Origin of the sequence: Cognataquiflexum nitidum, from assembly GCF_022538055.1 — a bacterium.
Lineage (GTDB): Bacteria > Bacteroidota > Bacteroidia > Cytophagales > Cyclobacteriaceae > Cognataquiflexum > Cognataquiflexum nitidum.
Genome location: NZ_JAKZAM010000018.1, coordinates 65252 through 91306, shown reverse-complemented (window position 1 = coordinate 91306; position 26055 = coordinate 65252). Strand labels below are relative to the sequence as shown.

Sequence of the window (26055 nt, the reverse complement as noted above, 5' to 3'; positions counted from 1 at the left end):
CGAAATAAGAAATGGGATTGGGGGTTTTTAAATTCAAATCACACCAAAATACAGCAAATTGGAAATCTCATTAGACAAGCACGCAGCAAATCAAGCTTCAGTTAAAATTAAACTAAATGAAGCAGATTATCAACCAAAGGTGGATGCGAAAATTAAGGACTATGCCAAAAAAGCCACAATAAGAGGTTTTAGACCTGGCAAAGCTCCTATCACCATGGTAAAAAAGATGTATGGAACCTCGGTACTCGTGGATGAAATCAACTCGATCCTTACCTCTTCCCTGAATGATTATCTGAAAGCCCAAACTTTTAAAATTTTGGGAGAACCACTTCCAATAATTGAAGAAGCTGCGAACATTGACTGGGATAGCCAAAAGGAATTTGAGTTCAAATATAAAATTGGTTTTGTTGAAGATATCTTCGTCAACATTGAAGGTGTGGACGCTGTGGCCTACAAAATGGATATGGATGACAAGGAAGTGGATGATGCGATTCAAAATTTGCGCAGCCAATATGGAAAGATGACCAATCCTGAGGTCAGCCAAGAGAATGATTTCCTTTATGGTGATTTAAAGTCTGAAGAAGGATCATTTGAAAAAACCTTCTCTATGCCACTTTCTGCAATTGAAGCCAGTTCTTTGAAGAAATTTATCGGATTGAAAAAAGGTGACGTGGTTACCTTTGACCCTTCCGAAGCCATCAAGGAAAACCTTTCTTCCACTATAGGCGTCACTGAGGAAGAAGCTGTTGACCTAAAAGGTAATTTTACATTTACCGTTCAAAATATAAATAGGACTGAATTGGCAGCACTGAACCAGGAGTTTTTTGATAAACTTTTTGGCGAAGGTCAGGTAGACTCTGAGGAAGCGATGAGAACCAAGGTGAAAGAAATTCTTTCTGAAAACTACAACAAAGAGCTGAGGGTTTTTGGAGAAGAGAAAATCAAAGAAAAACTCATTGCCAAAGCCAATATTGAATTGCCTGAGGAATTTTTGAAAGAGTGGTTGTTTAGAGCCAATGAAGGCAAAGTAACTACCGATGAGGTAAATCAAGAATATCCTATCTATGCCAAGCAACTTACTTGGACATTGATCTCTAACAAAATTGCGAAAGACAATGACATACAGGCTGAACATGCAGATGTTATCGAGAAAACCAAAGAAATGATCCGTGAGCAATTTGCTTCTTCTGGCCTTGGCTCGCAGATGGAAGCAAGCATGGATATGTTTGTGGATAATTATCTCAAGGGCAACGAAGGCCAAAATTATATGCAGATGTTGACTTCTGTACAGAATGAAAAAGTACTTGATTTTGTCAGGGAAAAAGGAAATCTGAAAGAAGAAGTCATCAAAATCGATAAATTCAAAGAGTTGTTAGAAAACTAATTTTTGGATAAAAGCGTTATCAAAAAGTCCTTCTTTAAGGGCTTTTTTTATTTTTGTACAAGACTAAAACAGAAATTATGATAAACAGAGAAGAATTCAGAAAATATGCTGTCCACAGCAGGGGCATAAGTGGTAACGCTTTTGACCAATACAACACATTTGTGGAAAACATGACGAGGTCAGTAATCGAAGAAAGACCTACCAATTTCCGTGAAATTGATGTGTTTTCAAGATTGATCATGGACAGAATCATCTTTTTGGGAACCCAAGTAGATGATTTCATTGCCAATATCATCACCGCGCAGTTGTTGTTTTTGGAATCTACGGATCCAAAAAAAGATGTGTTGCTGTATGTCAATAGCCCCGGAGGCTCAGTGACTGCAGGACTCGGCATCTATGACACCATGCAGTATATCAATCCCGACGTGGCCACTATCTGTACGGGAATTGCTGCCTCTATGGGCGCGGTATTACTAGCCGGTGGTGCCAAAGACAAAAGGTCTGCGTTGCAACATTCCAGGGTAATGATCCATCAGCCTTCAGGGGGCATGCAGGGACAGTCCAAGGACATGGAGATTTCACTGAAGCTGATTCTGTCGATGAAGCAGGAATTGTATCAGATCCTTGCGGACCATTCAGGTAAGACTTTTGACGAAATCGAAAGAGATTCTGACAGAGATTATTGGATGAAAGCACCAGAAGCCAAAGAATATGGCTTAATTGATGAAGTATTGATTAAAAAAACTAAATAATGGCACAAATTACCTGTTCATTTTGCGGAAGAAACAAGAAAGACGTGGACCTGATGGTCTCCGGGATTTCGGCGCATATCTGCAATTTTTGTATTGACCAGGCCTACCAGATTCTTGGCGAGGAAGATAAAAACAAAAAACCCGGCAAGAATGTCAAGGTCAAGCTCAAAAAACCAAAGGAGCTTACTGAATTTCTCAACCAATACGTAATCGGTCAATACGAAGCCAAAAAAGTCCTGACAGTAGCAGTGTACAACCACTTCAAAAGGTTGCTTCAAAAGGGTGAGGAAAATGACGATATCAGGATCGAAAAATCCAATATCATCATGGTGGGTGATACAGGAACAGGTAAAACTTATCTAGCAAAAACATTGGCAAAAGTGTTGGAAGTGCCATTTTGTATTGCTGATGCCACTGTGCTTACCGAAGCAGGGTATGTGGGTGAGGATGTAGAAAGTATCCTGACAAGGTTGCTTCAAGCCGCTGATTACAATGTGGAAGCGGCGGAAAAGGGCATTGTTTACATTGATGAAATCGACAAAATCGCCAGAAAATCAGACAATCCTTCCATTACCCGTGATGTAAGCGGCGAAGGCGTGCAGCAGGCCTTGTTGAAATTGTTGGAAGGAACTGTTGTAAATGTCCCGCCACAAGGTGGCAGAAAGCATCCTGACCAGAAAATGATCGCTGTCAATACTGAAAATATCCTTTTCATCTGTGGCGGGGCATTTGATGGTATCGGAAGGCATATTGCCAAGAGACTGAATACCCAACCCTTGGGATTCAATAAATTTGTGGAAGACAGACAGGTAGACAGGGCCAACCTGCTTCAATATGTCACCGCACAAGATTTAAAATCTTTTGGTCTGATCCCTGAGTTGATAGGTAGACTTCCTGTGGTAACCCATTTGGATCCTTTGGATAGGGACACGCTGAAGAGCATCTTGACAGAACCAAAAAACGCCCTGACCAAACAGTACAAAAAGCTGATAGAAATGGAAGGTGTGAAATTGGTTTTTGAAGAAAGCGGTATTGATTATATCGTAGAGAAAGCCGTGGAATACAACCTTGGAGCGAGGGGCTTACGGTCAATCTGCGAAGCGATCATCACCGATGCGATGTATGAACTTCCTTCAGATGATTCGATTAAAGAATTGGTCATTGATGCCAAATACGCACAGGAACAGTTTGACAAGTCGAAGTTTAAGAAATTACAGGTAGCTTAATGAAGTGATCAGTTTTAAAACCGCAGAAGAAACCGAAAGGACTTCTGCGGTTTTTTTCAATTATTCATCCATCAGCATTTCAAAAAATTCATTTACAAAAGTCTTTTGGCCATGATGGAAAATATTGGTCACATTGAAATTTATGATGATACCTTTTGGGGCTTTTAGCAGTTTCATATAGGCCAACGTTTGGGCATGAAACAAAGGAATGACTTCTTGGACAGATTTTATTTCAAGCACCAATGACTCTTCAATGTAGAAATCAAAAGTAAGGTCTAAATCCACAAACTCCCCTTTGTAGTCAAAAGGCATTTTGACTTGTTCCCTGAATTTAATACCTCTTAGGGTTAAATCCTTGGCCAGACATTTTTGATACACTTTTTCAAGTAATCCGGGTCCCAAAATCCTATGAACCTCAATAGCGGCCCCAATTACATTATAGCTTAACTTATCAAGTTGTTTTTTGGTCATTTTGATAGATGCTGGGTTAAATCAAATTTGATCAATTCCTAAATTCCAAAATTCAAAACAAAAAACATAGTGAGGGAAAAAACAATTACCATATAGCTCATATAGAACACATAGTTTCCGGTGAAAACTTTACGGATATTCAAAAATTACATTGACGATATGGCCCCGGATCAATTCCCTCTAAAAACTATGTGTCTATTTGGTAAGGTAAAATAATCTCAAATCCTTCTTCCATTGACCATTCCAGCGTTCTAAGGAGAAATTTAACCACATAGCTCATATAGGACACATAGTATTTAGCCAAACTTTTTTGGAATCAAATTAAATCGGTGCTTTTAATCCTTTTCTAATTTCCTCTAAAAACTATGTGGGATATGTGTCCTACATGGTAAAGTAAATAACCAATTCAAATCCTTCTTCCATTGATCATTCCAACAGTATAAAAGAAAAATTAACCTCATAGCTCATATAGAACACATAGTTCTTGGCCAAACATGCCTTGATATCAAAAATTAAATTGAAGATATGGATCCTTGATTAATTCCTCTCAAAAACTATGTGGACTATGTGTCTATGTGGTAAAGTAAATAACCTCAATGGCTAATCGCTAGGCTGCTACAAATCATCTTAGCAGCAGTTTCTGAAGCTGAACCGGCCCCTAGCTTTTCCTTGATTTCGGTATAGCCATCCAAAATCTCGGCCTTATGCAAAATATTGGACAGGATCAAATTCAGTTCCTGACTGAGTTCCTCGACGTTATAATCACCTTGGATAAGTTCTGCAACAACTTTCCGGTCGGCAATCAAATTAACAAGAGAAATAAACGGAACTTGGATCAATCTTTTGGCTATGGCATAGCTGATACCTGAGGTTTTGTAGACGACTACTTGGGGAACGCGAAAAAGGGCTGTTTCCAAAGTAGCTGTTCCGGATGTAACGATGGCAGCATTGGCATGGTGCAGCAGGTCATAAGTCTGATTGTAGATGACTTTGATACCCGCTTTGATAGCAGGTTCATAAAGGGTTGTGCCAAGATTGTCTACTCCTGCGATTACAAACTGTGCATTGGGAAACTTCTTGACCACCTGCAGCATGACATGCATCATGTTGGTGAGTTCCTGCTTTCGGCTTCCAGGCAGCAAAGCAATGATGGGGCTATAACTCAAACTGTTCTTTTGATGAAAAAAAGGATGCGGTTCAAATTTGGCGATTTCGTCGAGCAAGGGATTACCAACATATTCAATTTTAACTCCATAGCGCTCAAAAAACGCTGGTTCAAAAGGAAGAATCGAATATACCTGATCGGTAAACTCTTTAATTTTGATGGCTCTTTTTTGGTTCCAAGCCCAAACTTTGGGTGGAATATAATAGTGGACAGGAATATTTTGCTTTTTCCCGAATGCTGCCATTTTCATATTGAAACCGCCATAATCCACCAAGATAAGGATATCAGGTTTGGCGTCTAGGATATCCTTTTTGACCAAAGAAAGGTATTTTAGGACTTTTCTGAATCCAAAAAGCACTTCTACAAAACCCATCACAGCCACTTCATCATAATGGGCACAGAGAGAAAGCCCTTCATTTTTGGAATAATCTCCACCCATGCCACGAAAGGTAGCTTTAGGATCCAAGGCTTTGATGGCCCGGATAAGGTTGGAGGCATGGAGGTCTCCGGATCTTTCACCGGATATGAAGTAGTAATTCATTTTTTTTTACCACAGAGAGCACTGAGAGCTCAGAGAAAATGAGAAATGAAAAGAGAGTAATGAGTTAAAGATCATAGAATAACCCTTTTTAATCCATCAACCAACCTTTTTTCCTTGAAGTTAATTAGAAGACCTAGTGGATATTTTCCAAGTTTGAGGTATGTTAACATTTGAGCTAAATGTATCTCTTTCAATTTTTTGATGCTTTTAATTTCGATCACAACAGTCTTTTCAACGACTAGATCTAAACGATAACCACAGTCTAAAAAAATTCCATCAAAGTAAACAGGCAATGCTATTTCTATAGACAATCCCACTGAAATCAATCTGTGACAAAGGCACTTTTGATATGCACTTTCCAATAGTCCCGGCCCAAGTTCTTTATGGACATAGATAGATTCACCGATAATCTTTTGTGTAAGAGAATTTATCTCTATTTGTTCTTCCTTGAATATAAAACCTTAAATCTCACATAACTCCGAGCCCTCGGTGTCCTCTGCGGTGAATAATCACTCCCCAAAGTACTCCACAAAATTTCTCGGAGTTTCGTAGAGCGTGAGTTTGTACAATTTACCCTGAGGGACGATATTATTGACGGCAGGCTCGAGGATTTTCCAGAATTCCATGACGAGGTTTTCGCAACTTGCCATTTTGCCCTGCATAAAATCCACATCTACATTAAGGTTTTTGTGATCGACTTTGTCAATGACCAAGGTTTTGATAAGGGTACTGAGCTGCTTCAAGTCCACTACAAATCCTGTCTCAGGATCGGGAAGACCTTTTACCGTAACGATCAGCTCAAAATTATGCCCATGCCAATTTACATTGGCGCAGGGTCCAAATACCGCAGTATTTTTTTCCTCTGACCAATTGGGATTCCAAAGCTTATGGGCAGCGTTGAAATGCTCTTTTCTACAAACGTGTACCATCCTAGAATTCTAATGAGGTGCAAAAATACATAAAAAGTACAAGGATAGACAAATCAAAAGTAGGTTAGAAAAGAAACCTATACCAACAAGATTAAATGTTCCTAGCTAAAAACTCCAATGTCTTTCTTGAAATTGAAATAAAAAAATTATCAAACTATTTTACTGAAATAGTTACTCTCCTATTCAGAGCTCTGTTTTCTGGAGAATCATTTGGCTTAATAGGTTCACGGTCGCCCTTTCCATCGGTACCTACCCGATATTCAGGAACACCTTTTTCGATCAAAAACCTCTTCACACTCTCTGCTCTCCGGAGGCTTAGACTTTCGTTGTAGACAGGATTGCCTTGGTTATCTGTATGTCCTATGATTGTAATGGCAACTTTTGTGTTTTCTATCAGAAAGTTATAAAGCCTTTTGAGTGAACTTAAAGATTCTGGTTTTAAGTCGTCTTTGTCCAAGTCAAAAAATATATTTTCAAATATAAATTCTTCTCCGGAACCTATTGGTACGAGTGACACCAATAGGTCTTTTTGGTTTTTAAGGTTATCTCTGTCCACATTATAGATTTTGGGTAGATACCCTTCTTTTTCGACATATAGACCTGAAAAGGATTTATCCGGATATAACATCATGAACTCCCCGGTCTTTCCGTCTGACCGGAATTCATAAAGAGTGCTGTCATTGCTCAGACTCACAAGCGAAAGTCGCGCATCTACAGGTTCGCCTGTTTTGCTATTAAATACCTTCCCTTGTGTGACAATCAGGTTTTCTCCTAATGAAATCTCTTCAGGAAATTTGAATTTATATAGATAGGACCGCTCCTCCATATTTTCATTGTAGGTATTTTCTGTGTAATAGGCATAATCACGTTGTGCAGTGATAAAAAGTGAAAACTGATCCAAATGGTCATTGATAGGATAACCTAAATTCTCAGGATTGGTAAAAACACCCTCCTTTACCCTGGACACAAAAATATCTTGACCTCCAAAACCCCTGTGTCCATCGGATGCAAAGAACAAAATCTCATTGTTAAAGTAAATAAATGGAGAAACCTCATCTTTTGGGGTATTGACAAGATTACCGAGATTTTTGGCTTCGGACCATCCTCCATTTGGCATCCTAAGAGAATACCAAAGGTCTCGCCCACCAAATCCTCCCCTTCTGTTAGAAGAAAAGAAAAGAATCCTGCCATCAGCGGAGAGGGAAGGCTGAGAATCCCAAGACCTTGAATTCACGGATTTTCCCATATTTGCCGGCCTTTGCCATGCATCATTGATTTTATAGGCTATGTAGAGGTCGCAATCCCCAAAGGAATCCGGAGTCTCGCAAGATGAAAATATCAAAATTTTACCGTCTGCTGAAATGGTACAGGTTCCTTCATTGTAGTTGGTATTGATGATATTTGATATACTCTCGGGTTGGGACCACAAATTTTCTTCCTCTGAAAAGTAGCTCGTAAACAAATCCTCATGTTCAAAATTTTTGAGCCCGTCTCTTTTTACAAAAATGATCCTTTTACTGTCAGCGGTAAGAACAGGAAAATATTGGAGGGAAAAGCCATTCAAAGGATCGGGTAATTTTTGCTTTTCTATAGAAAGTGATTTTTCAAGCTGCTCCCCAATAAACCTCATCTGACTCTCCGTTTCCCTGTAATCTATCCTTTGCTTGAAGCTTGTGTCAAGTAGCAGACTAGCCTCTTCATATTCTAACAAGGCCTCTAGAAACATACCCATAGCCAAAAAGCAATGTACTTTGAGCCATTTGAATTCCCCTTTGATCTGATTTTTTGATTGTCGGGCCCTTGCCTCACCTTTTTCAGCCACAGCTACTGCTTCCTGAGGTTTTCCTTTAGTGAGGAGAATCCTTCCCCATTTGATATAAGATTCCAAAAAACCCGCCTCCCTTTGGATGGATGCTTTATATTTTTCTATCGCCTCATCATACATCCTCTTCTGCACTAATTCATCACCTTCCTGATGCATTCTAATCGCCTTGTTGTCAATGATAGAATAGCCCTGACCAAATGTGATTGAGATCAAAAAAAACAGGGCTAAACTAAGAAGGCGTGTCTTCATGGGTTAAGGTATATCCATAAATTTATGCGTTTGCAGCGATATTTTCCAACTTGGATTTGATTTTACGTAATCAATCACCTTTTTGGTCATATTTTCTCTTTTACTCCACTCCGGCTGGAGTAGCTTTTGACAGGTTAGCTTTACCTTTGAGGCATGTTGCTCCGCAAAAGTAAAATCCGAATTATGGTAGGCAATGACTTTGAGTTCATCTGCTTTTTCATAAATACTTGGGTGCGGTTTTCTAAATTTTTTGGGAGAAAAACATACCCAATCGAAGGTCCCCGAAAAAGGATAGGCGCCTGAAGTCTCTATATGTATCCTATACCCTTTTTCTTTGAGCGCAGCAGTCAATGGTCCCAAGTTATACATCAATGGCTCTCCGCCGGTAATTACCACAGTCCTTGCCGGAAAGTACATTGCCTCCTCCACGATGGCATCAATGGACATAATCGGCCACTTGCCTGCATCCCAGGATTCTTTGACATCACACCAAACACAACCCACATCACATCCTCCGAGCCTGATAAAGTAAGAAGGGCTACCAGAAAAAGTACCTTCTCCTTGAATGGTGTAAAATGCTTCCATCACAGGAAGTGCTGTTCCTTCCGAAACTTCTTCTTTGGAATTTTCCATAATTTTTGATGAAGCGGGTAATTGAACCGCTAGGTAAATGATTGATTTTAGGACTGCAAAGGTAGGGTAAAAAAAGTAGAATGCTAAAAAATGAGAGAATGGGTAAATAGAAGATTGAAAAATTGCAAAACAGAAGAGTTGAAAGGTTGGAAGCCGCAAGAGACTACTCACTCAAAGATTTTTTTCCATCACAATCCTGTAGTCTCTAACCTCTCCATTTTTGATCAAATCCACAATCATAAATCCCCGATTGAGTCCGAAATGGATCATTTTGGAAAGTCTGTTTCGGGTTTTGAAAACCACTTTAACAAACCCATGGGTTTTTGCCCAAGCCTCTTGCTTGTCGGCTAATTTGGTAGCAATACCTTTCCTCCTGTATTGGTCCATTACCCCACCCATCCATGAGTAAAATACATCATGTCCGTACCTACGGTATCCAACTTTAAACCCAACAGGTTTGTCATCTACAGTTGCAATTAAAATTAAATGGGGAACATCAGAAAGTCTTTCTTCATAGGTTTTTTCAGAATATGGCTGAAAAAATTCTGTTACTTCCCTGCTTAGTGCTACGACTTCGCCAATAGTCCCTTTTCTGATAGAAATGTCCATTACAGCTCGATTTCCATTTTGATGTCACATCTTCCATACTTGCCACATTCAGGAGGTGTCTCTTTGAATCCAAACTTCCGGTACAGATTTAGGGCAGTCTCTAGCTTCGTGTTTGAATAAAGAACGACTTTTTTGGCCCCCATTGACCTGGCTTTTTCCAAAATAGATGAAGCGAGAAGTTGCCCTACTTTTTTACCTTGTGCTCTTGGGATGACTGCCATCTTTATCATTTCAAATGTACCCTCAGCTGATTTTGATAAACCAACTGTTCCAATAATTTCTTCCCCTTCTTTAGCAAATAAAATGGCCCCTCCTTTGTTCAAAATCACTTCTTCAGGATTACGTAGCTGCTCTACATCGAAAGGTTCTAGGGAAAAGTATTTTTCAACCCACTCCTTATTGATTCTTTCAAAATGGGGTTGAAGTTCGGGCAAATAATCAATGATTTGGACCATAAACACTCGCAATAGGCTAATGATGACTAAAATACAAATAATTATGAATAAGGTCTAAAAATAAGAAAAGCCTGAATGCTTTCCCAATCAGGCTCTTTTGATTCGATCTGTTTTTAAAATACGATATACAAAACCCCCAAGAAAAGACCTAGAAATTAAGCTGAACCTGCTTTCCGATTTTATCTTTTTGTTCAAGTTCAAGCAATTTGGATTTTCTCCAAATTCCGCCTGCATATCCTGTCAACTGACCGTATTGTCCGACAATCCGGTGGCAAGGAAGCATTATAAGTATGGGATTTGCACCGACGGCTGTTCCCACTGCCCTGACAGCCTGAGGATTGCCGAGATTATTCGCAATTTTCTGATAGGAGACAGTTTGGCCAAAAGGAATTTTGTTTACTTCCATCCATACTTTGTGTTGGAAGTCAGTACCTCCCAAAGCAACCGGAACATCAAATGTTTTAAGCTTGCCTTGAAAATAAAGTCCAAGCTGTATCCAAACATCCATCAGGATACCATCAATGGAACCATTTGACGATTCGTCTTCAGTAAATTTAAGGCTTACCAAATACCCATCCCAAACTTCTGCCTTTACATTCCCCAGAGGGGTTTCCAATACCGCATATTCTCTCATATTTACTGATCGTTTAAGGTTTGTTAGCCACTAGTCAATAAACATTACCACAATTTTAAACTTACAACGATTTAAAATCCATTTTGTCTTACAAAATCCTCTTTAATTTAAAAACAATTAAAAAATAAAAATCATATACCTTAATCCCACTTAAATACCCCGCCTGAATCCACCTCAAATTAGTACCGAAAAGCACATCAAACAATCATAAGACAGAATTTCCACACCTCCCTTATTGCCCTCAGATCTACTTCAAACGGTTTGAAAATAGGATTTGACGAGCATAGCAAAAGTTTATCATTTTCTTTAACAGTATTATATACAATCTTGAAGGTAATACCTTCGGAATCTGTCAAAACAACATACTTATCTCCATCTTTGATGCGCGTCCAATCATCCACGTATTCGCATACAATCCATGCCCCGTCGGGAATTGGCAACATAGAATCCCCATCAATCTGAAAGACACGGTATTTTTTATCCCGAGGCAAAAAGGGAAGAGAAAATCTTGGCAGGTCACCGATAAAATCAGGATCAGAAAACCCGGCAAGATAACTTGCTTTTACTTTTTGGGAGACCACTTCGATCAATTCTTTCCCTTCGGAATCCACGGTTATAGCTAAAATTCTGAGGTTTTTCCCTTTCAAAAAATGGTCAGTTTCCAACAATTCTCTCAGTTTATATTCAGATAATTCTTCGAGATTCTTTCGCAAAAGTAGGTCAATAGAAACACCAAGGTAATCTGCGATCAAGAGTAAGGTTTCGAGAGGAGGATTGATGTTGAGCTCATAACCTGCAAGCTTAGACCTACTGATGCCTATGGAAGCGGCCATCGTTTCCTGGGTGATTGATTTTCTTTTTCTCAGGATTTTAATATTGGAGCTCAGGTGCATTTTGATGGTGCATATGTTAAAACAATACCATGCGTTTCCTTTCAAAAATAATACTAATGTTAAAATTATTGTCAATTAAATGATGGAAATTTTGACAATTTGAAAAAATCCAAAAAAAAAGCCTCGCTTTTTAGCGAGGCTTGTACCAGGAGCGGGAATCGAACCCGCACGAGATTGCTCTCACAAGATTTTAAGTCTTGCGTGTCTACCTGTTCCACCATCCCGGCATTCTCTAATTTGATTAGAGATTTGAAATTGCCAAAAACAACAAAGCCCTTCTTCAAGGGCCTTTTTGAGCGAGAGACGAGATTCGAACTCGCGACCCCGACCTTGGCAAGGTCGTGCTCTACCAACTGAGCTACTCTCGCAGTTTGTTAATTTTTCTGACAAAAACCTTATGCCTTTGTCTTTTGTGAGTGCAAATGTAAAGCAGTTTTCCAAAATAGCAAAAACACTAGGCTAAAAAATTTCTCTTTGCCTACCGATTCATCTCTCAAAAATTGATAATCAGGCACTTATTTTAGATTTTGGGCAATAAGAATTTTCATTAGATCATTTGAATTCTTTGCACCGAGTTTTTTTAATATTTTTTTTCGGTGGGTAAAGACTGTATTTCTTGAAATAAACATCTTGTTCGCGATCTCTTGGGAGGTAAGTCCTTCCAATAGTAACAGTGCTACCTCTTTTTCCTTTTTGGAAAGCCTCAAGTCGGATTTTGGTGCCTTGTCTTTTTCATGGGTTACTTTGTTACCATTTTCTTTGATATATGAGTAGCTCCAATCATATCCCTTCAGAGGTTCGGAATTGGTAATATGAAGCCCTATGTGAAGGTCAAAAATGAAATTCCCCTTTATATCTATCAGGTAAGGTTTAGCTTTGGTAAAAAACCAGATTTCTTTATGGGTAGTTTTATGTATCCACCGGAGAGTATATGACAATTCAAATGTTTTCTTTTCCGAAATACTTGCATTTTGGAACGCCTCCAAAAATCTATTATTGAAAGCCACGTGTTCCTTAGCATCATCAGGATGCAATGCTGAAATCACTCCTGCAAGGCCATTAGACCTCAAAAAATCGGCAGAATACCCACTGAGCTCTTCAATGTTTTCTGTGAAAAAAGGCAAACTCATATCTCTGTAATCAAAACATCCGATAATAATCCCTTCTTTCATCCCAAGGCTTTCACTGATTTTTTTAAGATCCCTAAGCAACTCTTTCTCATCTGGATGGGGGATAAATTCCCTGTCATTCTTATAGGAAAAAAATTCCGATAATTTATTTTGATTTCTTAACTCCTCCAACAAAGAAATATCCATATACCCAAAATCTACAGCTATGAGTTTAAAATTTTACATTCAATTTATACATTCAGGTCAAGTATCAATTCCCTAATTTATTTTTGATTTCATTCAGTTTGATCAATGCCTCTATGGGTGAAATGGTATTGATATCTATTGCAGCAAGCATTTCCTGTGCTTCTTTGAATTTGGGATCAGCATCAAATAAACTCAGTTGGTAATTGCTCTTTGGCATGTCTTTGACCCTGTCTTTTGGAGCACTCATTTCTTTATCCTTTTCCAAGTGCCCCATAATTTCAGAAGCCCTCAAAACAATAGGATTTGGCATCCCGGCCATCTGTGCCACATGGATACCAAAACTATGCTCACTACCTCCTTCCTTCAATTTCCTCATAAAAATCACCTTGTTTCCTACTTCTTTTACAGAAACATTGTAGTTTTTGATCTTTGGAAAATCATCTGCCAACTGATTCAATTCATGATAATGGGTTGCAAATAGGGTTTTTGCTCTGAATTTTGGGTGGTTATGCAAAAACTCCACTATCGACCAAGCAATAGATATACCGTCATAGGTAGATGTCCCACGGCCTATTTCATCCATCAATACGAGGCTTCTGTCAGAAAGGTTATTCAAAATACTTGCTGTTTCTGTCATTTCTACCATAAAGGTCGATTCCCCTTTAGACAAATTATCAGAAGCCCCTACCCGGGTAAATACTTTGTCAATGATGCCTATTCGGGCATAAGTAGCAGGAACGAAGCTTCCCATCTGGGCCATCAGTACAATCAAGGCTGTCTGCCTTAGCAGGGCGGATTTACCGGCCATATTTGGTCCTGTGATGATAATGATTTGTTGGCTTTCATTGTCCAGGTAAATGTCATTGGGGACATACTCTTCTCCGATAGGCAGCTGTCTTTCAATTACTGGATGCCTTCCATCTTTGATCTCAAGGGAATCTGTATCCGAGATTTTGGGCCTACAATAATTGTTTTTCTTGGCCACGACGGAGAATGAGAGCAAGCAGTCCACGGTAGCAAGAATCCTGGCATTTTGCTGGATCTGAGCTACATATTCCGAAGCATCGAGTACAAGGGCTAGAAAATACCTCTGCTCAATGGCGAGCATCCGGTCCTCTGCATTAAGGATTTTTTCCTCATATTCTTTCAGTTCCGGGGTAATATACCGCTCAGCATTGACCAAAGTCTGTTTTCTGATCCACTCCTGAGGGACCTTGTCTTTGTGGGAATTGGTAACTTCCAAGTAATAGCCAAAAACTTTGTTGAAAGCTACTTTGAGAGAAGAAATTCCGGTTCTCTGTGTTTCCCTTTGCTGCAGTGATACTAGGTAATCCTTTCCGGTATTGGCCAAATCCCTGTATTCATCCAATTCTATATCCACTCCTGACTTGATAATCCCACCCTGATGGATAAGCATGGGAGCATCTTCCAGAAGTTCTTTTTCAATTTTCTCCAAAAGAAATTCGCATGAACTTATCTGATCGGAAAGTTTTTTGAGAGAATCGTTTTTTGAACCTTTGAGAATCCCTTTGATAGGCATGGTATTTTTCAAAGCTCTTTTGAGTTGGTTCATCTCTCGGGGGTTGATCCTTCCTACCGCCACTTTCGAAATCAGCCTTTCCAGATCGCCGATATGCTTCAGATGTCCTAAAATCTCATCGCATAAATCCGGAGTTTCAAAAAAATAATCCACCACTTTGAGTCTTTCCTCTATAGGCTCTTTTTCTTTGAGGGGAAGGACCATCCATTTTTTCATCATCCGGGAACCCATTGGGGTTATGGTCTGATCGAGAATATTGATCAGTGGGACGCCTCCGTCTTGCGGGGAATAGACAAGCTCAAGGTTTCGTATGGTAAATTTATCCAACCAAACATACTTTTCTTCTGCTATTCTGGAAATCGAGGAGATGTGTTTCACCTCTTTGTGTTCGGTCTCTTCAAGGTAATACAATACCGCTCCAGCAGCGATAATACCATGCTCAAGATTATCTATCCCGAAGCCCTTCAGGTTGGCTGTAGCAAAATGTTCAGTAAGTTTTCCATAGGTATAATCCAACTGAAACACCCAGTCCTCACAATGAAAAGTGGTAAATTGATCTTTTAGTATCTCTTGGGCTTTTGCTCTAGCAGCTTTGGAATAAATCACCTCTGAAGGGCTAAAACTCTGAAGGAGCTTTTCTATGTACGATTGGGAGCCTTCTGAGCACATAAATTCCCCGGTAGAAAGGTCCAAAAAAGAAATCCCCATGGTCTCCTTTCCAAAATATATTGATGCGAGGTAATTGTTTTTCCTTTTGTCTAGGACATTGTCATTGAATGAAAGCCCTGGGGTCACAAGTTCGGTGACTCCTCTCTTGACTATTCCTTTGACGTCTTTGGGGTCTTCAAGTTGATCGCAGATAGCAACCCTATTTCCGGCCCTGACCAGTTTTGGCAAATAGGAATCCAAAGAGTGATGTGGAAATCCGGCCAATTCAATATGAGAAGCCGCTCCATTTGCTCTTTTGGTCAGGACTATATCCAAAACCTTGCTGGCTTTGATGGCATCTTCCCCAAAAGTCTCGTAAAAATCCCCCACCCTGAAAAGTAGCAATGCTCCGGGATGTTTGGCTTTGATGGCATTATATTGTTTCATCAAAGGGGTTTCTTTCACTTCATTTTCCCTCTCCTTGGCCATATGGTCCCTGATTTGATTCTTTGTGTTACTTTTGAATATTATTAAAAGCTGAAATTAAAAGATATCAAAAGGGAAACAAAACCGCATGAGAAAATTAAACATGGAAGAACTTAACCGGCTGACGGTAGAGGAATTTAAAGAAGCTGAAAAATCCCCTGTGGTTATTGTATTGGACAATGTTAGGAGTCTCAACAATGTAGGATCGGCTTTCAGAACATCGGATGCTTTTCTTATCCAAAAAATATACCTCTGCGGCATCACCGGAACACCACCGCATAGGGATATCCAGAAAACAGCTCTAGGAGCTACAGAATCAGTAAAATGGGAATACTTTGACTCCAGTGTTGAAGCTGTCCAAATATTAAAGAAGGAAGGATATCGGGTGTGTACTTTCGAACAGGTAGACAACAGCACCAAACTCCATGAATTTCACCCAAACCCAAGTTCAAAGTATGCCCTGATATTTGGTAATGAGGTTTTTGGGGTGGAAGATGAAGTGGTCAAAGCATCTGATCATGTCATTGAAATACCTCAACTTGGAACCAAGCATTCACTCAATATCTCAGTTACAATGGGAATAGCCCTGTGGGATTTTATAGTTAAAATGGAAGTTTTAAAAAAATGAGAAAAAAAAAGAGACTTAACAGGTCTCTTTTCTAGCAAATGCATTGGTATTTGTATTAATCTTCTTTAAATCTGTCTACGATGTAAAGAAATAAGTTGAAGGATAAAGTAGATATTTCTTCTTTTTTAACGTCTTTCTCCCCACCTTGTTTGTATAAAAAGTTCTCCTTTTTTGAAGCTGTTGGAGTATTGATTTTATTATCTTTCGCCGGACTTAAGGTGGTTTTTTGCACGCTCTCTTGCCTTGATTCATTCAAAGATGATTCCGGACTCTCAAATTGAGCGCCAGACTCATTGTTATTTTTTGGTAAATCAGGAAAATTCCTATCTCTTTCAGACTGTGCAAAAGAAAAAACACTCAAAAATAACCCTAGAAATAAGGTGAGTTGAAGCTTTTTCATTCCTGACGAAGAAATTGTAGATACTTGCAACATTAATGATGGAGGTTTGATTAGATTTATAACTCCCTTCTGTGGAAGAAAGTTTCCAAATATAGAAAAAATCTTAATCAATGCAAAGGATTGACTTCACCGAATTTCAAAGAATTGACCTTCGAGTCGGCACAATTGTACGGGCCGAAAAATTTGCCAAAACGAAGAAGCCCGCTTATAAAATTTGGGTAGATTTAGGAGCACTTGGAATCAAAAAATCCTCTGCCCAAATTACTTTTCATTACCAACCTGAAGACCTACTTGGTAGGCAAGTACTTTGTGTCTGCAACTTCGCTCCAAAACAGATTGCGGATTTCATGTCGGAGGTTTTGGTGACGGGATTTGATGATGGAAACGGTCAGATTGTATTGGCTTCTGTAGATAAAACCGTTCCCAATGGATCAAAATTGCATTGAAGAAATAAATCAAATCCATATTGCAAGACCCCGATCGGATAATTCCACTTTATAAACTTTCAGGTCAGGGCATTGGCCAGAAACTACAGCCCCTGTCTGCATATCAAACCTATATTGATGCAGCGGACAGACAATTTCATTCCTGACGATAGTTCCTTGAATTAAGGATGCCATCCGATGGGGACAAAATGGTTCAAATGCAAAAAACGCATCCCCATTTCTAGATATACAAATTTTTTCGCCTCCCAATTGGACCAATTTGATCCGTTTTTCAGGAATCATTTGAAATACCTGCTCTTTACTTTGACCGAGTATAAATGTTTTCATAAGCAAGTTTTAAATGGTAATTTAGGAGTCTAAACCTAATACAATCAGATCATGAAAAAAACAATCTTGCTGCCCCTCTTTTTTTTGACAGGGGTAATTTTCGCTCAAAATCTGGAAGGGGCATGGAAAATGACCCATCAAAACGGCAAGGCCATGGTGGATACTGAATATATCAAAATTTACCAGGATGGCTATTTTTCTTTTGGAGCAAAGGAAACTGCTACAAATAAATTTGTAAGTGCAGGTGGGGGACAATACCGTCTCAAAGATAATCTTTACCAAGAAATGTTGGACTTTTATACATTGGAACCAGAATTGGTCGGCCAAAAGACGGATTTCAGCTTGGACATGGTGGATGAAAAAATGGTTATTTCTACTGAAATGGAAGGGAAGGCTTTGGTGGAAATATGGGAAAAGGTAAATGATTCAAAAGATGACCTTACCAATAATTGGGTCATCACGGGAAGAAAAAGGGACAATGAAATATCAAGAAGCACTCCGGGAGCAAGAAGAACAATAAAAATCCTGAGCGGTGGAAGATTCCAATGGGTTGCCTTCAATTCTGAAACAAAGGAATTTATGGGAACCGGAGGGGGAACCTATACAGCAGAAAATGGAACCTACACCGAAAAAATAGAATTTTTTTCTAGAGATGATAGCCGGGTCGGCGCAACTTTGGAATTCAAATATGAGGTAATCGATGGGGAATGGCATCATAGCGGCCTCAGCTCTACAGGAAATCCTATCTTTGAAATCTGGTCCTCTTACAGCAAGGCATACATTCCAATCAAATAACCTAAGGGAGTTGAGGAGAATTTTTTTTCCCAATTTTAAAGGAGAATTTATTTCAAATGAACCCAACCTTCGAAAAAATAAAAAAACCGGGCAAAAGGGAAATCCCAACTGCTTGGTTTTTTTTACTTGCCTAAGTCCCTTACTTGTTCGTGCCTGAAGCAATCCACCAAATGGTCATTGACTAGTCCGGTCGCCTGCATGTGGGCATATAATATTGTACTTCCCAAAAATTTGAAACCTTTGGATTTCATATCCTTAGCAAGTTTGTCTGATATCAGACTTGTGGCCGGCACATCGGACATAGATTTAAATTGGTTTTGCACAGGCTTACTATCCACAAAATTCCAGATGTAGTTTTTAAAACTTCCATGCGATGTCTGAATCTCCATAAACCTTTTGGCATTATTAATTGCCGCACGGATTTTCATCTCGTTTCTGATAATTCCCGAATCTATCAATAGCTCTTGGACATATCCATCCGGCAAATCAGCAACAATACTGTAATCAAAATCTGCAAAGGCTTTTTGGTATCCGCCTCTTTTTTTCAAGATGGTAGACCAGCTCAATCCAGCCTGTGCACTTTCCAATACCAAAAATTCAAACTGCTTTTGGTCATCAAAAACGGGAACTCCCCATTCTTCATCATGGTATTCCATATATTGTTCAAATCCAAGACACCATGGGCATCGAAATTTTCCGGGTTCCTGGTCCATTGCCATAGCTTTTTAATTCAAATACCAGATACTTGTGTTGAGTGCTGTCGCAAAACTCACCCACAATAAATAGGGGACCATCAGGTAAGACGCCGTTTTACTGATCTTAAAAAACACCTTGATGCAGACTGCTATCATGATCCATAAAGGAACAATTACGACCAATCCCAAAATCGGTGATTCAAGTCCAAAAAAAGCCGGAGACCAGATTCCGTTGAGGAGAAGTTGAATTCCAAAAAGCCAAAGGGCAGTTTTCTTCAGAGAATGGTCAGATTTCCAGATTAAAAACAAAGCTAGACCCATCAATAAATAAAGCGTCGTCCAAGCGGGCCCAAACACCCATGAAGGTGGTGTGAAGGAAGGTTTGTTGATCGTCTGATACCAACTCCCCACCGATGATATGGTGACCAAAGCGCCCAATCCTCCTGTGACCTGAGGCAAAACAATGGATATGACCAGTTTAATTGTGTTGTTCATGGTTTATTCTACAGTTTCAAGCAAGGTTCTGAATACCACAAACCGGTCTTGGAATTTTTGATTTACATCTTCCTGAAGCTTGGCTGCAAAACTTTGTTGGTATTCCATAATCTTATCCATACTGTCAGTAAAATACTGTACAGAATAATTGGTTGATCCATCTTCATTGTCATGGAGGATTTTATAAAATCTGTTTTCCAAAAACATCCCTGTAGCCAAAACATCCGGAATATGTGTTTCTTTCATCCAAGCCACCCATTCTGCTTCAGAATCTTTCTCTATATTGACCGTTACATTATATAAAATCATTTTTCTTTAATTTTGTGACATTCATTTACCAACAAATATAAGTTCATGTTGTTAATCACCCGTGAATATTTCAAAATCATTTCGGTAATATGTCCACAAGCCAGCTTAATAAAACTGAATTCCAAACCGTGATTGAGGCCATCGAGAAGATCAAAAAGAACAGGATCAAACTTTTCAAAGGAATAATTTCTGCATTTTATGTCTCAGGAATTATCGGGCTATCCATTCCAATAGTAAGGCCCTATTTTCAAATGATGACTCCTTTCACTTTGATTTTGAGCCTGGGCATCCTTTTGTTATTTCATTCCGGTTGGAATAAATCTTTTGGGGTTTTTGCTGTTTTGGCAATAATCTTGGGTTTTGGATCTGAAGTAATGGGAATCCATACCGGTTTTCCTTTTGGAGATTATGAATATGGAGAAACCCTGGGCTTCAAACTTTTTGAAGTCCCTTTGGTCATTGGAGTAAATTGGCTTCTCTTGGTCTATTTGACAGGCAATTTATTTTCATCCAAAATAAAGCATGATGGATTGGCTGCAGGACTTGCGGCCTTGCTGATGGTTGCTGTGGATTTTTTAATTGAACCTGTGGCGGTCAATCTGGATTTCTGGTCTTGGGCAGGAGATATTATTCCTTTGTCCAATTATTTCGGTTGGCTGGGAGTTTCATTTATCATACAGATACTCTACAGAAAATTTAATTTTTTGAAAGAAAACATGATTTCCTCCTATTTATTAATCAACTTAGTGACATTCTTTGCCATTTTGAATTTTATTAGCTAAATAAAAAAACTCCTTTAAACATTCTAATTCACTTTGAGTTATGACACTGATGTATGCTGTCTTATTTATATCTATTGGATTCGCTGTCATGGAATTTTCCGGTTGGTTCATCCATAAATATATCATGCATGGGCCACTTTGGAATATCCATAAAACCCATCATGAGCCTTCAAAGTCCTTCTTTGAGCTCAACGACCTGTTTTCATTGCTTTTCGGGAGTATCGCTATTGTACTGATATTCTTAGGTGTGGCCAAATTGGACTACAGGTTTTGGATTGGAATAGGAATCAGTTTTTATGGAATTCTTTATTTCATCATACATGACGTTTTGGTTCACAGGAGAGTAAAGTGGTTTGAGAGACCAAAAAACAGTTTTCTACTGGGAATATTCAGGGCACATCAGGCGCACCACGCCACAAACAAAAAAAATGATGCCGTTTCTTTCGGCTTATTCATAGTACCCAAGAAATACTTTAAACGCTAAATTATCGTGAGTACTTATTCAATCAAAGATTTGGAACAGCTGTCGGGCATTAAGGCCCACACATTACGTATTTGGGAACAGCGATATAATTTATTACACCCCATGCGTACAGATACCAACATCAGATTTTATGATGATGCAAGTCTTAAATTGATTCTGAATGTTGCCTTATTGAATGACAACGGCTATAAAATCAGCAAAATTGCCAACATGTCTGAGGCCGAAATGAGGGAAGAGGTGGTTAAACTCACCGAAAAAACACTCACGCATGACGATCAAATCCATGCCCTGACCATTTGCATGATCGAAATGGACGAAGACAGATTTGAAAAAGTACTTTCCACCAATATTCTAAAAATTGGATTTGAGCAGACAATGCTCAACATCATCTATCCCTTCATGTCAAAAATAGGGGTTTTGTGGCAAACAGGTGCTATCAATCCGGCGCAGGAGCACTTCATGAGCAATCTTATCCGTCAAAAATTAATTGTTGCTATTGATGGTCAAATTTACAAAGGGGGAGGAAAAAAGTTTTTGTTATATCTTCCTGAGGGAGAATTACATGAAATCTCCATACTTTTTGCCGCCTACCTGATTAAATTGAAAGGTCATAAACTGATCTATTTGGGACAAAACACCCCTGATGAAGACCTTCAAATCGTATACAGACTTCATCAACCTGAGTTTTTAATGACAATCATTACTACCTCCCCTAACAGTGATGAAATCCAAGATTATATTTATAGCATTTCAGAACGATTTCAAAAATCAGAAATCATTCTATCAGGATACCAAATAGTAGGTCAGGATCTTGATTTTCCAAAAAATGTCAAGGCAATGCACTATATCAAGCAATTGAAGGAATATATAGAGGAAATGGATTTAGTCCTTCAAGAAAAATAGTTTGACATATTTTCCAAAAAATTAAACAAGGTGAGAATCAAAATTTTCACCTTTTTTTTGCCTTCACATTCCAAAAATAGCGATTATGATCAATAAAGAGATTTTTTAAAATCTTGACTTCACTTTTGTTTAAACTTATTTATTTTTTATTAGACAAAAAATTTGCTATTTGTTTAAGTTTGGTTACCTTTGATTAAACAAAATCAAAAAGCCATGACGACTCTAGAATTCAGTTATTCACTACAAAAGCTATCAAGTTCTTTGAAGCCTTTTGCACTAAAGTTGACCAGGGACACAGATGATGCCAATGATCTTCTGCAGGACACTATGGTCAAAGCTTTTACTAACAGGGATAAATTCACTGAGGGAACCAACTTAAAAGCATGGCTTTACACAATAATGAAGAATACCTTCATCACAAATTACCAAAGAATGGTAAGAAGAGGTACTTTTGTTGACACAACTGATAATTTGCATTATCTTAATTCAGGGGATGTCCTTGTCGAAAACGGTGCATTCGGAGATTTTGCAATGAAAGATATCCAAGTGGCTATAGAAAATCTTGAAGAGGTCTACAAAACTCCGTTTATGATGCATTTCAGAGGATTCAAATACCATGAAATAGCAGATAAATTAGAGATCCCCATCGGAACAGTAAAAAACAGAATACATATAGCAAGGAAGTTACTAAAAGATGACCTGCATATGTACAAACATAGGAATTAATGTCAACAAGCAAGAAAAAAGTGGTAGTGATTGGTTCGGGATTTGCCGGTCTATCAGCAGCCACACACCTGGCAAACGCCGGATATCAAGTAACAATCCTAGAAAAAAATGATACCCCCGGAGGAAGAGCGAGAAAGTTCGATTCCGAGGGTTTTGTTTTTGACATGGGTCCCAGCTGGTATTGGATGCCGGATGTGTTTGAATCCTACTTTGGCCATTTTGGAAAAAAAGTTTCTGATTATTACGACCTGAAGCGTCTTAGCCCTTCTTACACAGTAGTGTTTGGTCAAGATGAATTCATGGAAATACCTTCAAACTTGAAGGAATTTAAAGAATTATTGGAGTCATTAGAACCTGGTGTAGGACCGAAGCTGGATGAATTCCTCAGACAAGCAGCTTACAAGTATAAAGTAGGGATTGAAGACTTGGTCTATAAGCCAAGCAGGTCTCTATTGGAATTCACAAGCCCCAAATTACTTATCGACGTAGTGCGGATGGATGTTTTTCAATCTATGTCCAAACATGTCAGGAAGTTTTTCAAACATGAAAAAATCATCAGATTGATGGAGTTCCCTGTTCTTTTTTTGGGAGGAACTGCAGAAAATATCCCTGCCCTTTACAGTTTGATGAATTATGCTGATATTTCTTTGGGTACCTGGTATCCCATGGGAGGCATGTACAAAATCGTCGAAGGCATGGTCAAGCTTGCTGAAGAAAAAGGAGTAAAAATCATGTTAGGATGTGAAGTTTCCCATATCAATGTGAGCAATCGACAAGCGCGACAAGTTGTCTTGAAAAACGGAGAGAAAATCGATTCGGACATTGTGGTGGCAGGTGCAGACTACCATCATGTGGACAGCACATTGCTTGCCCCGGAATATAGAAACTACGACGCTGCTTATTGGGATAAACGTGTCATGGCGCCATCAAGCTTACTTTTTTACTTAGGGATTGACAAAAAAATCGATAACATTACCCATCACTGTTTATTCTTTGATGAACAAATGGGGCCTCATGCAGATGCCATCTACGAAAATCCAAGATGGCCGGAGAAACCATTGTTTTATCTTTCCGCTGCTTCCAAAACCGATCCGAGTGTAGCACCTGAAGGAAAGGAAAACCTAGTGATACTGATTCCGCTTGCACCTGACCTTGAAGACGGAGAGGAAGTGAGGGAAAAATATTACCATATGGTCATGGACAGACTTGAAAAGCTTGTAGGACAGGAGATAAGGAGCCATGTCATTTACAAACGTTCTTATGCACACAGTGACTTTAAAGCAGACTATCATGCTTTTAAAGGAAATGCTTATGGACTGGCAAATACCCTATTCCAAACAGCCATATTGAAACCCTCACTAAAGAACAAAAAAGTCAAAAACATGTACTACACAGGACAGCTGACTGTCCCCGGACCGGGGGTTCCACCAAGTTTAATTTCAGGGCATGTAGTCGCAAAAGAAGTTATCAAAGAAAACAATCAGTAAAATAATTGGTATATTGAAGCAATGAATGCGAGGAGCCTATTTGACAAAACAACTTTCGAATGCAGTAAGCTAATCACCCAACGATACAGCACTAGCTTTACATTAGGAATCAAAACATTGGATAAGAAACTTCATTTGCCTATCTATGCCATATATGGTTTTGTCAGGTATGCAGATGAAATAGTGGATACTTTCCATGACAAAGATAAAAAGGTTCTTCTCGACAGGTTTAGAAATGATGCCTTTGAAGCGATTGAGGAAAAAATAAGCCTGAATCCTGTTCTGCATGCATTTCAATTGATCGTAAATGAATACAATATTGATAAAGACCTGATTGAGGCGTTTCTAAAAAGTATGGAAATGGACCTTGACTTCAAAACCTACAATGATTCAAGGTACCACGAATATATTTACGGTTCAGCGGAGGTGGTAGGCTTGATGTGTCTCAAAGTATTTTGCGAAGGAAATAAAGAAGAGTACGAAAGTCTGAAATCCCCCGCTTGTAAGCTTGGGGCAGCCTTTCAAAAAGTGAACTTCCTCCGTGATATCAAAAGTGATTTTGAAGAAAGGGGGAGGGTTTATTTTCCCGGAGTGGATTTCAAATCCTTTGATAAATCCACCAAACAACTCATCGAAGAAGATATTCAGAAGGATTTTGATGAGGCCTTGGACGGAATTAGGAGACTCCCTTCAGGAGCCAAAATGGGTGTAAAAGTGGCTTATCTATATTATCAAAAACTGTTTGATAAAATAAAAAGCCTACCTCCCGAAACCATAACCCATCAAAGAATCCGTATCCCAAACAGCAGGAAATTATCTTTGCTCTTAAGTACATATTTTGGGACAAAGCTTGGCTTCAATTGATGAAAATTAATTCCTAAAATAAAATGTCTAATTCTATAAAATCAAGACAATAAAAAGCTTACAAACAATTTGTCAAGTCCAAAGTTACTTACCTATGATGAATTTGAAAGTACAAATCGACCAACATTCCGGTTTTTGTTTTGGAGTCGTCTATGCCATCGAAATGGCAGAGGAGGTTCTCGAAGACCAAGGCTATCTGTATTGTTTGGGAGATATTGTGCACAATGATGAAGAAGTGAACAGGCTCACTAACAAAGGACTGAAAATCATCGATCATGATAAATTGAAAGAATTGTTCAACGAGAAAATATTGATCAGAGCCCATGGTGAGCCCCCATCCACTTATGAACTCGCTATCAAAAATAACCTTACCTTGATAGATGCAAGCTGTCCGGTGGTGCTAAAGCTTCAAAATCGCATCAAAAATTCATTTGACAAAGACGAAACAATCTATATCTACGGAAAACATGGACATGCGGAGGTAATCGGACTTCTTGGTCAGACAAACAACAAGGCTGTTGTGTTTCAAGATATCAATGAACTCGACCTACCGTCTCTTCCAAAAAATCTGACCTTATACAGTCAAACTACAAAAAGTACCGATAACTTCTACAAAATAAATGAAGCTTTCAAAGAAAGTGGCATTGAAGTAAATACAAATGATACCATATGTAGACAGGTATCTAACAGAGATAAGGAATTAAGGGTTTTCGCAGAAAAATTTGACAGCATTATTTTCGTGAGCGGCACAAAATCCTCCAATGGAAAAGTCCTTTATAATGTATGTAAGGAGAAAAATCCAAATACTCATTTTGTTTCAAATCCCGATCAGGTAGAAAGGAATTGGTTTGCACAAAATGAAACTGTCGGGATATGCGGAGCCACTTCCACTCCTATGTGGCTGATGGAACAAGTAAAAGAAAGAATCGAAACTTTTTAAGCTTTCTTTCCTAAATTT

The 26055-nt window shown here is 38.9% G+C and carries 30 protein-coding genes and 2 tRNA genes; 13 read left to right on the top strand and 19 right to left on the bottom strand.

The genetic code is table 11. The annotated features are described in order from the left end of the window. Positions 1–58 precede the first annotated feature (58 nt). The 3 genes from tig to clpX all read left to right on the top strand — a co-directional run bounded on the left by tig (position 59) and on the right by clpX (position 3362). Positions 59–1384 carry a trigger factor gene (gene tig, locus MMU07_RS13335; RefSeq protein ID WP_241126369.1) on the top strand — a complete coding sequence of 442 codons (1326 nt, stop codon included), beginning with the start codon at positions 59–61 and terminating at the stop codon, positions 1382–1384. A 77-nt stretch (positions 1385–1461) separates the two neighbouring features. Then, positions 1462–2136 (top strand): ClpP family protease, encoded by a 675-nt coding sequence (locus MMU07_RS13330; RefSeq protein WP_255737416.1) that lies wholly within the window; start codon positions 1462–1464, stop codon positions 2134–2136. Next, complete coding sequence (gene clpX / locus MMU07_RS13325; RefSeq protein ID WP_241126368.1) at positions 2136–3362, top strand: ATP-dependent Clp protease ATP-binding subunit ClpX; 1227 nt, start codon at positions 2136–2138, stop codon at positions 3360–3362. The genes MMU07_RS13330 and clpX overlap by 1 nt, the downstream gene beginning before the upstream one ends. A 60-nt stretch (positions 3363–3422) precedes the next feature. Here clpX and MMU07_RS13320 read toward each other — a convergent pair whose 3' ends face one another. From MMU07_RS13320 to mutS, 14 genes are all read right to left on the bottom strand, one after another. Continuing rightward, positions 3423–3833, bottom strand: a complete 411-nt coding sequence (locus tag MMU07_RS13320; protein ID WP_241126367.1) for a GxxExxY protein — start codon at positions 3831–3833, stop codon at positions 3423–3425. Positions 3834–4426: 593 nt separating this feature from the next. Further along, positions 4427–5539: a lipid-A-disaccharide synthase gene (lpxB, locus tag MMU07_RS13315; RefSeq protein ID WP_241126366.1), complete on the bottom strand. Its 1113-nt coding sequence runs from the start codon at positions 5537–5539 to the stop codon at positions 4427–4429. Positions 5540–5610: 71 nt separating this feature from the next. Continuing rightward, positions 5611–5970: a GxxExxY protein gene (locus tag MMU07_RS13310; protein ID WP_336246195.1), complete on the bottom strand. Its 360-nt coding sequence runs from the start codon at positions 5968–5970 to the stop codon at positions 5611–5613. A 78-nt stretch (positions 5971–6048) separates the two neighbouring features. Beyond that, positions 6049–6468: a 6-pyruvoyl trahydropterin synthase family protein gene (locus MMU07_RS13305; RefSeq protein WP_241126365.1), complete on the bottom strand. Its 420-nt coding sequence runs from the start codon at positions 6466–6468 to the stop codon at positions 6049–6051. Positions 6469–6622: 154 nt separating this feature from the next. Then, a complete protein-coding gene (locus tag MMU07_RS13300; RefSeq protein ID WP_241126364.1) occupies positions 6623–8542 on the bottom strand; it encodes an OmpA family protein in 1920 nt (639 codons plus the stop codon). 3 nt (positions 8543–8545) lie between these two features. Continuing rightward, a complete protein-coding gene (locus MMU07_RS13295) occupies positions 8546–9175 on the bottom strand; it encodes a 7-carboxy-7-deazaguanine synthase QueE (RefSeq protein ID WP_241126363.1) in 630 nt (209 codons plus the stop codon). Positions 9176–9346: 171 nt separating this feature from the next. Continuing rightward, complete coding sequence (locus MMU07_RS13290; protein ID WP_241126362.1) at positions 9347–9784, bottom strand: GNAT family N-acetyltransferase; 438 nt, start codon at positions 9782–9784, stop codon at positions 9347–9349. Continuing rightward, positions 9784–10239 (bottom strand): GNAT family N-acetyltransferase, encoded by a 456-nt coding sequence (locus MMU07_RS13285; RefSeq protein ID WP_255737415.1) that lies wholly within the window; start codon positions 10237–10239, stop codon positions 9784–9786. The genes MMU07_RS13290 and MMU07_RS13285 overlap by 1 nt, the downstream gene beginning before the upstream one ends. A 148-nt stretch (positions 10240–10387) precedes the next feature. Further along, entirely contained in the window at positions 10388–10873 is a 486-nt protein-coding gene (locus tag MMU07_RS13280; protein WP_241126360.1) for a methylated-DNA--[protein]-cysteine S-methyltransferase, read from the bottom strand. A gap of 197 nt (positions 10874–11070) precedes the next feature. Continuing rightward, positions 11071–11766, bottom strand: a complete 696-nt coding sequence (locus tag MMU07_RS13275; protein WP_241126359.1) for an XRE family transcriptional regulator — start codon at positions 11764–11766, stop codon at positions 11071–11073. Positions 11767–11909: 143 nt separating this feature from the next. Next, positions 11910–11993: transfer RNA gene (locus tag MMU07_RS13270), tRNA-Leu, on the bottom strand. Positions 11994–12061: 68 nt separating this feature from the next. After that, a tRNA-Gly gene (locus tag MMU07_RS13265) sits at positions 12062–12134 on the bottom strand. Between the two features lie 147 nt (positions 12135–12281). Beyond that, complete coding sequence (locus tag MMU07_RS13260) at positions 12282–13082, bottom strand: helix-turn-helix transcriptional regulator (protein ID WP_241126358.1); 801 nt, start codon at positions 13080–13082, stop codon at positions 12282–12284. 64 nt (positions 13083–13146) lie between these two features. Next, positions 13147–15759, bottom strand: coding sequence for a DNA mismatch repair protein MutS (gene mutS, locus MMU07_RS13255; protein ID WP_241126357.1), 2613 nt, complete (start codon positions 15757–15759; stop codon positions 13147–13149). Positions 15760–15844: 85 nt separating this feature from the next. Here mutS and MMU07_RS13250 point away from each other — a divergent pair, with 85 nt between their 5' ends. Continuing rightward, positions 15845–16384 (top strand): RNA methyltransferase, encoded by a 540-nt coding sequence (locus tag MMU07_RS13250; RefSeq protein ID WP_241126356.1) that lies wholly within the window; start codon positions 15845–15847, stop codon positions 16382–16384. Between the two features lie 55 nt (positions 16385–16439). Here MMU07_RS13250 and MMU07_RS13245 read toward each other — a convergent pair whose 3' ends face one another. Then, positions 16440–16817 carry a hypothetical protein gene (locus MMU07_RS13245; protein ID WP_241126355.1) on the bottom strand — a complete coding sequence of 126 codons (378 nt, stop codon included), beginning with the start codon at positions 16815–16817 and terminating at the stop codon, positions 16440–16442. A gap of 77 nt (positions 16818–16894) precedes the next feature. Between MMU07_RS13245 and MMU07_RS13240 the strand changes: the two genes are divergently transcribed. Next, positions 16895–17230, top strand: coding sequence for a tRNA-binding protein (locus tag MMU07_RS13240; protein WP_241126354.1), 336 nt, complete (start codon positions 16895–16897; stop codon positions 17228–17230). A gap of 9 nt (positions 17231–17239) precedes the next feature. Here the strand turns inward: MMU07_RS13240 and MMU07_RS13235 are convergent, their stop codons facing one another. Next, a complete protein-coding gene (locus MMU07_RS13235; RefSeq protein WP_241126353.1) occupies positions 17240–17557 on the bottom strand; it encodes a Rieske (2Fe-2S) protein in 318 nt (105 codons plus the stop codon). Positions 17558–17608: 51 nt separating this feature from the next. Between MMU07_RS13235 and MMU07_RS13230 the strand changes: the two genes are divergently transcribed. Then, on the top strand, positions 17609–18352 hold the full coding sequence (locus MMU07_RS13230) for a DUF4488 domain-containing protein (RefSeq protein ID WP_241126352.1): 744 nt from the start codon (positions 17609–17611) through the stop codon (positions 18350–18352). Positions 18353–18474: 122 nt separating this feature from the next. On the opposite strand, the gene MMU07_RS13225 is transcribed toward MMU07_RS13230, so the two are convergent. Genes MMU07_RS13225 through MMU07_RS13215 form a run of 3 tightly spaced genes read right to left on the bottom strand, consistent with a single transcriptional unit; the run spans position 18475 to position 19851 of the window. Next, positions 18475–19071 carry a DNA-3-methyladenine glycosylase I gene (locus MMU07_RS13225; protein ID WP_241126351.1) on the bottom strand — a complete coding sequence of 199 codons (597 nt, stop codon included), beginning with the start codon at positions 19069–19071 and terminating at the stop codon, positions 18475–18477. Positions 19072–19077: 6 nt separating this feature from the next. Continuing rightward, on the bottom strand, positions 19078–19542 hold the full coding sequence (locus MMU07_RS13220) for a TspO/MBR family protein (protein ID WP_241126350.1): 465 nt from the start codon (positions 19540–19542) through the stop codon (positions 19078–19080). A gap of 3 nt (positions 19543–19545) precedes the next feature. Continuing rightward, the gene (locus tag MMU07_RS13215; protein ID WP_241126349.1) at positions 19546–19851 is read right to left on the bottom strand and encodes a DUF4286 family protein; all 306 of its coding nucleotides are present in this window, start codon (positions 19849–19851) and stop codon (positions 19546–19548) included. An 89-nt stretch (positions 19852–19940) separates the two neighbouring features. Between MMU07_RS13215 and MMU07_RS13210 the strand changes: the two genes are divergently transcribed. The 7 genes from MMU07_RS13210 to MMU07_RS13180 all read left to right on the top strand — a co-directional run bounded on the left by MMU07_RS13210 (position 19941) and on the right by MMU07_RS13180 (position 26037). Continuing rightward, positions 19941–20633, top strand: coding sequence for a carotenoid biosynthesis protein (locus tag MMU07_RS13210; protein WP_241126348.1), 693 nt, complete (start codon positions 19941–19943; stop codon positions 20631–20633). Positions 20634–20673: 40 nt separating this feature from the next. Next, complete coding sequence (locus tag MMU07_RS13205; RefSeq protein ID WP_418884515.1) at positions 20674–21117, top strand: sterol desaturase family protein; 444 nt, start codon at positions 20674–20676, stop codon at positions 21115–21117. A 6-nt stretch (positions 21118–21123) separates the two neighbouring features. Then, the gene (locus MMU07_RS13200; RefSeq protein WP_241126347.1) at positions 21124–22020 is read left to right on the top strand and encodes a MerR family transcriptional regulator; all 897 of its coding nucleotides are present in this window, start codon (positions 21124–21126) and stop codon (positions 22018–22020) included. 213 nt (positions 22021–22233) lie between these two features. Continuing rightward, positions 22234–22746 (top strand): RNA polymerase sigma factor, encoded by a 513-nt coding sequence (locus MMU07_RS13195; protein ID WP_241126346.1) that lies wholly within the window; start codon positions 22234–22236, stop codon positions 22744–22746. Then, positions 22746–24233: a phytoene desaturase family protein gene (locus tag MMU07_RS13190; protein WP_241126345.1), complete on the top strand. Its 1488-nt coding sequence runs from the start codon at positions 22746–22748 to the stop codon at positions 24231–24233. The genes MMU07_RS13195 and MMU07_RS13190 overlap by 1 nt, the downstream gene beginning before the upstream one ends. Before the next feature lie 21 nt (positions 24234–24254). Then, positions 24255–25097, top strand: coding sequence for a phytoene/squalene synthase family protein (locus MMU07_RS13185; protein WP_241126344.1), 843 nt, complete (start codon positions 24255–24257; stop codon positions 25095–25097). Positions 25098–25191: 94 nt separating this feature from the next. Continuing rightward, a complete protein-coding gene (locus MMU07_RS13180; protein WP_241126343.1) occupies positions 25192–26037 on the top strand; it encodes a 4-hydroxy-3-methylbut-2-enyl diphosphate reductase in 846 nt (281 codons plus the stop codon). Positions 26038–26055 lie beyond the last annotated feature (18 nt).

Coding starts and splice junctions, on each gene's coding strand:
- MMU07_RS13330 (WP_255737416.1), top strand. CDS start 1,462: ATGATAAACAGAGAAGAATTCAGAAAATATGCTGTCCACAGCAGGGGC.
- clpX (WP_241126368.1), top strand. CDS start 2,136: ATGGCACAAATTACCTGTTCATTTTGCGGAAGAAACAAGAAAGACGTG.
- MMU07_RS13320 (WP_241126367.1), bottom strand. CDS start 3,833: ATGACCAAAAAACAACTTGATAAGTTAAGCTATAATGTAATTGGGGCC.
- lpxB (WP_241126366.1), bottom strand. CDS start 5,539: ATGAATTACTACTTCATATCCGGTGAAAGATCCGGAGACCTCCATGCC.
- MMU07_RS13305 (WP_241126365.1), bottom strand. CDS start 6,468: ATGGTACACGTTTGTAGAAAAGAGCATTTCAACGCTGCCCATAAGCTT.
- MMU07_RS13300 (WP_241126364.1), bottom strand. CDS start 8,542: ATGAAGACACGCCTTCTTAGTTTAGCCCTGTTTTTTTTGATCTCAATC.
- MMU07_RS13295 (WP_241126363.1), bottom strand. CDS start 9,175: ATGGAAAATTCCAAAGAAGAAGTTTCGGAAGGAACAGCACTTCCTGTG.
- MMU07_RS13290 (WP_241126362.1), bottom strand. CDS start 9,784: ATGGACATTTCTATCAGAAAAGGGACTATTGGCGAAGTCGTAGCACTA.
- MMU07_RS13285 (WP_255737415.1), bottom strand. CDS start 10,239: ATGGTCCAAATCATTGATTATTTGCCCGAACTTCAACCCCATTTTGAA.
- MMU07_RS13280 (WP_241126360.1), bottom strand. CDS start 10,873: ATGAGAGAATATGCGGTATTGGAAACCCCTCTGGGGAATGTAAAGGCA.
- MMU07_RS13275 (WP_241126359.1), bottom strand. CDS start 11,766: ATGCACCTGAGCTCCAATATTAAAATCCTGAGAAAAAGAAAATCAATC.
- MMU07_RS13260 (WP_241126358.1), bottom strand. CDS start 13,082: ATGGATATTTCTTTGTTGGAGGAGTTAAGAAATCAAAATAAATTATCG.
- mutS (WP_241126357.1), bottom strand. CDS start 15,759: ATGGCCAAGGAGAGGGAAAATGAAGTGAAAGAAACCCCTTTGATGAAA.
- MMU07_RS13250 (WP_241126356.1), top strand. CDS start 15,845: ATGAGAAAATTAAACATGGAAGAACTTAACCGGCTGACGGTAGAGGAA.
- MMU07_RS13245 (WP_241126355.1), bottom strand. CDS start 16,817: ATGTTGCAAGTATCTACAATTTCTTCGTCAGGAATGAAAAAGCTTCAA.
- MMU07_RS13240 (WP_241126354.1), top strand. CDS start 16,895: ATGCAAAGGATTGACTTCACCGAATTTCAAAGAATTGACCTTCGAGTC.
- MMU07_RS13235 (WP_241126353.1), bottom strand. CDS start 17,557: ATGAAAACATTTATACTCGGTCAAAGTAAAGAGCAGGTATTTCAAATG.
- MMU07_RS13230 (WP_241126352.1), top strand. CDS start 17,609: ATGAAAAAAACAATCTTGCTGCCCCTCTTTTTTTTGACAGGGGTAATT.
- MMU07_RS13225 (WP_241126351.1), bottom strand. CDS start 19,071: ATGGCAATGGACCAGGAACCCGGAAAATTTCGATGCCCATGGTGTCTT.
- MMU07_RS13220 (WP_241126350.1), bottom strand. CDS start 19,542: ATGAACAACACAATTAAACTGGTCATATCCATTGTTTTGCCTCAGGTC.
- MMU07_RS13215 (WP_241126349.1), bottom strand. CDS start 19,851: ATGATTTTATATAATGTAACGGTCAATATAGAGAAAGATTCTGAAGCA.
- MMU07_RS13210 (WP_241126348.1), top strand. CDS start 19,941: ATGTCCACAAGCCAGCTTAATAAAACTGAATTCCAAACCGTGATTGAG.
- MMU07_RS13205 (WP_418884515.1), top strand. CDS start 20,674: ATGACACTGATGTATGCTGTCTTATTTATATCTATTGGATTCGCTGTC.
- MMU07_RS13195 (WP_241126346.1), top strand. CDS start 22,234: ATGACGACTCTAGAATTCAGTTATTCACTACAAAAGCTATCAAGTTCT.
- MMU07_RS13190 (WP_241126345.1), top strand. CDS start 22,746: ATGTCAACAAGCAAGAAAAAAGTGGTAGTGATTGGTTCGGGATTTGCC.
- MMU07_RS13185 (WP_241126344.1), top strand. CDS start 24,255: ATGAATGCGAGGAGCCTATTTGACAAAACAACTTTCGAATGCAGTAAG.
- MMU07_RS13180 (WP_241126343.1), top strand. CDS start 25,192: ATGATGAATTTGAAAGTACAAATCGACCAACATTCCGGTTTTTGTTTT.